The following is a 6,703-nucleotide window of genomic DNA, read 5'->3' on the forward strand; positions in this document are numbered from 1 at the left end:
CGCTGTTCTACCAATTGGAACTACGCCCCTGTCACTTGAGTTGGCATTATACTGAGGCTCGCGGCACTGGCAAGCAAATATTGCCGCTGGGTTCGACAACTGCGTCATTTTTAAACAACTGTGAAAAATATCGGTCTTATTTCAAGGAATTCGCATCTTCCTTAAGCAAATACATCATCGGCAATTTCGGCCATCGCTTCTTCTAAGTAGACATCATCAAGATGAAAATGTGACAACACCCCGTCCACGACCTGTTGCCACTCTTGCGAGCCAGCCTCACTACGCAAGCGTTGGTCAACAATCGCTCTAGCGGTGCGAACGATGGCAAATAAGTCTAATCCTAACGGTGCTAATTCGCCCGCGCTAAATAAACTATCATCGTCGTGCAAAAAATAAATGACTTCGATGATCACTTTCGGCAATTGCCAACGTTGCGCTAGCATTGCCCCTACCGTGGTATGAGAGGTATCAAACTGTTCACGCTCCGCCTGCAAAATTTGTGGCCAGGGGGTGTGCTCCGCTTGTAGAAAAAGATCGTAGTAATCGGGAAAGGCATTCAGCATTAACGGAATACCTGCGCTTTGAAATAACCCGAGCATGTACGCAAAGTCTTTAATTTGGGTTCTTCCGACGCGTTCGGCGACCAACACTGAGGCCGCTGCGACATGTTCGTTATAGAACCAAAAGTCATCTAATGATTGATTGCTGGTTAAGGTACTTTTTAGTGCAACCGCGCGAACTAAAGGGAATAGACGTTTAAAGCCAAGGGTCATGACCGCCTGCTGAATCGACTCGATTTCTCGAGCTCGTCGATAAGCAGCCGAATTGACAACCTGCAATACCGCCGCTGAAATACTGACGTCAGCAGCAATAGCCGCTGCCACAACCGCAACGTCAGGTTCGGCTTTTTTGGCCTCGGCACTCACGGTCAGCAGGGTTTGCGGGCGCGGCGGAAGGTTAACAGACTGTAAAAGTCGCTTCTCGGCTTCGGTAATTACGATTGCCATGCGCTGACTCCATTTATTTTAATCGCATGCTGTGCCACTATTCGCTGGCACCCAGAGGTACTGAGACGAGTTGATTTTACTGTGAGATTACTGATTGATACAACGCGAAAATTTGGCGCTTTACTCTGTCTCTTGATGTTAATTTATCCTACTCAGAGCTTTGCCCAAGAACAAGTCAGTGTCGAAATAAACGGCATCGACGGCGACCTGTTAAATAATGTACAGGCATTACTGAGTATTTATACGCTGCGCGAACAAAGCTCGGTGCAGGGTTTCCGTGTTCGCTATTTACACCGCCAAGCGAATGCAGAAATTAAGAAAGCATTACAACCCTTTGGCTACTACAACCCTGTTATTAATGGCAGTTTGAAGAAAGTCGAGCAACAGTGGCAGGCACAATACCAAATAGCGCCAGGCCCAGCAGTCACCATTGCTGAGATTAACTGGCAAGTAACCGGTGAGGGTGAGCAAGACCCCACTTTTTCGAGCGCGCTAAATGAATTACCGCTAAAGACGGGGCAACGTTTTATTCATAGTCGTTACCAAAGTGCGAAAACCCGTTTTACCAATTTAGCGGCAGAGCGCGGTTATTACCAAGCGGAATATGCACAACATAAGGTAACCATCGATGTAGCCAAAAATACGGCAAGCATTGACGTTACTATGGATACTGGACCACGTTATCAAATCGGCCAGATCAGTTTTAGTGATGCACCGGTCGAGGAAGCGTTATTAAGACGTTACCTTAACTTCCAACAGGGCGACGATTTTAGTACACGGGAGTTGCTAGATTTACAGGTCGCCTTAATCGATAGCGATTATTTTGCAACCGTCGAGGTACAGCCGCATTGGCAGCAAGCCACGGCTAACCAAGTACCCATTCATGTTGAAATGACGCCGAATAAGCGTACACATTATCGCTTTGGTTTAGGTTATGGTACCGATACCGGTGCCCGTCTAACCTTTGGTCAAGACCGCCGTTGGGTAAACGACAAAGGCCACCGCTTTAACGGCCTGATCCAGCTTTCGCAAGTACAAAGCACTGGCTTACTCAGTTACGTGATCCCCGGCGAAGTGCCGCAGACCGATAATTATCGCTTAACAGCCGAAGTTACCGATAAAAGCAATGAGGGTCAGGAGTCTACGCTTTACTCTATCGGAGCCGCCGACCAGAAACGCATAGGCGGCTGGCAACGTACCTATGCACTTGACTGGCAACGTGAAGACTTTCGCTTGGGTGAAGATATTAGCGGCAGTTCGCGCTTTCTTATTCCCAGTACCGAATGGGTACTCTTGCGAGCTCGTGACCGTCTTAATATCAATCAAGGTTACCGAATATCTTTGGGCTTAAAGGGCGGTGCCGATAGTGCGCTGTCAGACACCAACTTTGCCACCCTGACCGCTAATGCAAAGTTTGTGACCTCGGTCAGCGAACGCTGGCGGCTGCTATCTCGCATTGAGCTAGGTGCCACTTATGTCGATAATTTTAGTTTATTACCACCTTCGTTACGTTTCTTTGCCGGTGGTGATAACAGTGTCCGCGGCTACGCTTATGAGCAATTAGGCCCGCGCGGTGACGATGGAACCGTGATCGGCGGTCGTTATTTGGCGGTGTTAAGTGCCGAAGTTGACTATCGCTTTGCTGATAACTGGCGCGTCGCGGTGTTCAGTGATTTGGGTAATGCAATGATTGAACCGGATGAAAAACTAAAGCAATCGGTTGGCTTTGGTATCCGCTGGATATCGCCAATTGGCGCGGTACGTTTGGATCTAGCCCAAGCTATTGATGAGCCGGGTAATCCATGGCGTTTACACTTTACCTTGGGGCCTGATTTATGAGTTGGGGTAAACGTTTAGCCATATTGACGCTGCTGCTGGTGGTCGCCCTGCCTTTGTTGTTGCTAACGCTAATAGTCGCTATTACCCAAAGCGAACAAGGTAGTCGCTGGCTTGCGCAGCAAGCGCTGCAATACAGCCCCTACGAAGTGACTATAGCGCGCTGGCAAGGCGATTTCTGGGGACCTTTGCAACTTGACCAGGTCAGTGTAAAAGACGCTGGTGAGCCGTTGTTAACGGTTAAACAGTTTTATTTTAATTGGCAGCCATTAGCGCTATTAAGCGGTAGCCTTGATATCACGGCATTGAATCTAGCCGGTGTCGATCTGCATTTACCGGTTAGCGACGAACCCCCAAAAAGCAATGCTGAAAGCATCTCACTACCCGACATCAGCAGCCCGCTGATGGTTAATGTCGAACAGATTCAGATCGACGATTTAGCGATATATCAACAGCAACAGACGCTATTTGATTTGCGGCGCCTGCATTTATCAGCACAATTTCAGCAACAACTGGCCATTGACCAATTTGAGCTTGAGCACGACCTTGCTAGCGTCACGATCGCAGGCAAATTGACACCGAACGGCCGTTATCCTCACCAACTACAGCTTCAGTGGCACCTACATGATAAGAGCTTGCCGGAGCTAAACGGTAAGGTGGAGCTTGCGGGCGACATTCAGCAAAGCAACCTCAGCGTGAAAAGTGATGGTGCCGCGCAAGCACAATTGCAAGCCGCCCTACAGGATCTGCTCGGTGAGCTACAATGGCACGCTCAATTACATCTTCCGGAGCAACGCTTAGACGCTATTTCTGAAGCGCTAAGTGAGTACCCGCTTGCATTAGATTTAACCATGAATGGCGACCTTAAGGCTGCCGAGGGCAAGCTACAGGTGGATGCAAAAACACCATTTAGCGAACCGTTGACGCTCACTAGCGAGTTACAACTCAATCAACAACAACTGCAGCTTGAGCAATTACAAATTATTCATCAGCGGCAACAACCCGAGCGGCTACAGGGCCAAGTAACGCTGCAGCAATGGTTAACTCAGCCGGAACTACAGGCACAACTTAATTGGAGCACGATAACACTGCAACCACTCACCGGGGAGCTTTCTGAGCAGCAACCAGCCTCTGTGGTGAGTGAAAATGGTCAATTACAGTTGCGCGGGCCGCTGCAGCAACTACAAATACTGTTATCACAGCAATTGTTGGCGTTTAGCGATGAATTAGACAACGAGTTAAACGCCACGCTATTCGCTGACCATATTGATATCAAGCAGTTGTCGCTGGCCGACCAATACGCACGTTTAGCCATCAACGGCGAACTGAATTGGCAATCACAGCTAACGACCGATTTAACCATACAGGGTCAGGTTGAGCAGCGTCCGATTGATGGTGCTATTAAATTAACCTTAAGTGACAACAACCTGAATATCGAAGCCTTGACGCTAAAATCGGGTAATAATGACCTTAATGCGCAGGGCGATTTGCAAAAAACAGGCGTGCAGCTTCACTTAGCGCTGAATGATTTGTCGCAATTGATGCCGGACTGGCAAGGCCAAATCAATGGTCAAATTGATGCTCGCGGAGAGCTATCGGCGTTAACCGCAAAGGCGAAGCTGAATCTCGCGCAACTATCACTGCTTGATACTCAGTTGACAGAAGCGCAACTGAATGCGGACTGGCAAGGGTTAGCCAATAGCAATCAATTGCAGGTCACCGCTAAACAGCTGAGTTACGCTGATCAACAACTTGATACATTGACGCTGGACGCATCCGGTAATGCTGATGCTCACCAACTTGATCTTAGTCTAACGGGTTGGCAAAGCGAGTTACAAATTCAGCTCAGCGGCACTTGGCAAGCGCAACAATGGCAGGGCCAGTTACGGCAGCTAGATAGCCGCTTACTACATACTGGTGACTGGCAGTTACAACAGCCAGTGGATATTGATGTTGCCCTAAGTACGGCGACAACCGCTATTGAAATGACGCCATTATGTCTCAACAACAAAGAACTGACGCAACCGTTATGCTTACAAAGCGACTTGAAAAATCAACAGTTAACTGGACAACTGCAGGTTGCTGGCGTGCCCGTCAGTTGGGCCGAGCCCTGGTTAGCAGCGGTTAATAATGCTCGCTTTGACGGTTCAATCGCGCTAAAAAGCGATTGGCGATTACCACTTAATGAGCTGGATAGTGGTGATTTAAAAGGGCAAATCAGCGGCTCTGATATCGCTTTGACGCTACTTGATCAGGACCTTGATGTGAGCTTACAGCAGGCAGAGCTGAATTGGCATACCGACGATCAACGACGCTTAAACGCGCAACTACAAATTCATCCGAACGATATTGATGCCGGTATTAACGCAGAGCTGCAATTGAGCCGCTGGGCGCAAGCCGACGCCGGATTAGATGGTCAGCTAAATCTTAAGCTAAGTGACCTCAATTTGATTTCAGCGGTGCTACCACAGGTTCAGCAGGCTGAAGGTCAAGCGAACGCCGATATAACGTTAGCCGGTAGTCTGCAACAACCCGAAATACATGGACAGTTCGAATTAAACGCGACGCAAATGAGTTTACCCGCGTTAGGTATGCAACTCACCGATGTACAGCTAAGCGCACGCGAAAAGCAAACTCAGATGGGCGATATGTATCTACAGGGTAAAGCGAGTTCTGGTCAAGGTGTACTGAGCATCGACGGCGAGTTCTCAGCAGCTCAGCAAGCGCTGCAATTAACCATTAAAGGGCAACAGTTTAATGTCATGCAGACACCTAAACTGTATGTTGATATTAGCCCTGATATGACGATTAATTATCGCGATAACGCGCTTAAGGTCGATGGCGAAATCGTCGTGCCGAAAGCTTTAGTTAAACAACCCGATATCAGTTCGACCGCGTCGGTCTCTAGCGACGTGGTGATGGTAGAAAATGGTGAACTAGTCACCGATAGCAGCATGCAAACGCCGATGCCGATGGATATTCAGTTAAGGCTGACCCTAGGTGACGACGTCCGTGTTGACGCCTTTGGTTTTGCCGGACGTTTGCAAGGTAGTATTTTAGTTAATGACGATGGCAAACGTTCAACTACCGCAACGGGTAATATCAATGTTGCTAGCGGTGCTTATGAGATTTATGGTCAAGAGCTTAATATTCAGCGCGGCAGTCTAGTTTATACCGGCGGCAGTATCGACAATCCAGGTTTAGATTTACGTGTTAACCGTACTATCGACAGTTCACCCTCTGCGGGCGTTGCAGCGCAACAGGTTGAAGTAGGTGCACAAGTCGGCGGAACATTAACCGCTCCGACGTTAAACCTTTATTCGAACCCAGCGATGCCCGATAGTAGTATTCTTTCGTATTTGGTATTAGGGCGAGCACCGGGTGCTGGCGGCGGCAATGATAATTTAGAACTGCAGGCCGCGATCATGTTAGGTAGCAAGGGTACCGATTTTGTCGGTAAAACGTTGAAAGATACGTTTGCACTAGACGAGGTCGGTATTGATTCCAGTACCAACGACGTTAATGATACCTCGTTTTTTATCGGAAAATACTTATCACCGCGGCTTTACGTGAAATATGGTATCGGTTTATTACAGCCGACTAACACCTTTTTCTTACGCTATCACTTGAGTGAGAATTGGTTGTTAGAATCTACCTCGACCAGTGAAGCGCAGGGCGGAGACATTATCTATAGCATCGAGGTTGATTAGCCTTACATAGATAGATAGCGATCGAGCCTAAACGACTGACGCTTAAGCTCTTTCGTTGTCTAATCATGGTGATAGCGAGCTGTGCATTAGCTACCCAGATCTTTAGTCAATCAATTAGTCAGACATAAAAAAGCCCCTGCTGGTATTCAG

Annotated in this window: 3 protein-coding genes; 2 read left to right on the forward strand and 1 reads right to left on the reverse strand. The window is 48.2% G+C overall.

The features are described from left to right. Positions 1-161: 161 nt before the first annotated feature. Positions 162-1,007, reverse strand: coding sequence for an HDOD domain-containing protein (locus A10D4_RS13055; RefSeq protein WP_008490070.1), 846 nt, complete (start codon positions 1,005-1,007; stop codon positions 162-164). Between the two features lie 81 nt (positions 1,008-1,088). Here A10D4_RS13055 and A10D4_RS13060 point away from each other — a divergent pair, with 81 nt between their 5' ends. Continuing rightward, positions 1,089-2,846: an autotransporter assembly complex protein TamA gene (locus tag A10D4_RS13060; RefSeq protein ID WP_156812173.1), complete on the forward strand. Its 1,758-nt coding sequence runs from the start codon at positions 1,089-1,091 to the stop codon at positions 2,844-2,846. Then, a complete protein-coding gene (locus A10D4_RS13065) occupies positions 2,843-6,553 on the forward strand; it encodes a translocation/assembly module TamB domain-containing protein (protein ID WP_008490072.1) in 3,711 nt (1,236 codons plus the stop codon). The genes A10D4_RS13060 and A10D4_RS13065 overlap by 4 nt, the downstream gene beginning before the upstream one ends. Positions 6,554-6,703: the final 150 nt, after the last annotated feature.

Origin of the sequence: Idiomarina xiamenensis 10-D-4 (assembly GCF_000299895.1) — a bacterium.
Lineage (GTDB): Bacteria > Pseudomonadota > Gammaproteobacteria > Enterobacterales > Alteromonadaceae > Idiomarina > Idiomarina xiamenensis.

Excerpts from the sequence above, each read along its gene's own strand:
- A10D4_RS13055 (WP_008490070.1), bottom strand. The coding sequence starts at position 1,007 with ATGGCAATCGTAATTACCGAAGCCGAGAAGCGACTTTTACAGTCTGTT.
- A10D4_RS13065 (WP_008490072.1), top strand. The coding sequence starts at position 2,843 with ATGAGTTGGGGTAAACGTTTAGCCATATTGACGCTGCTGCTGGTGGTC.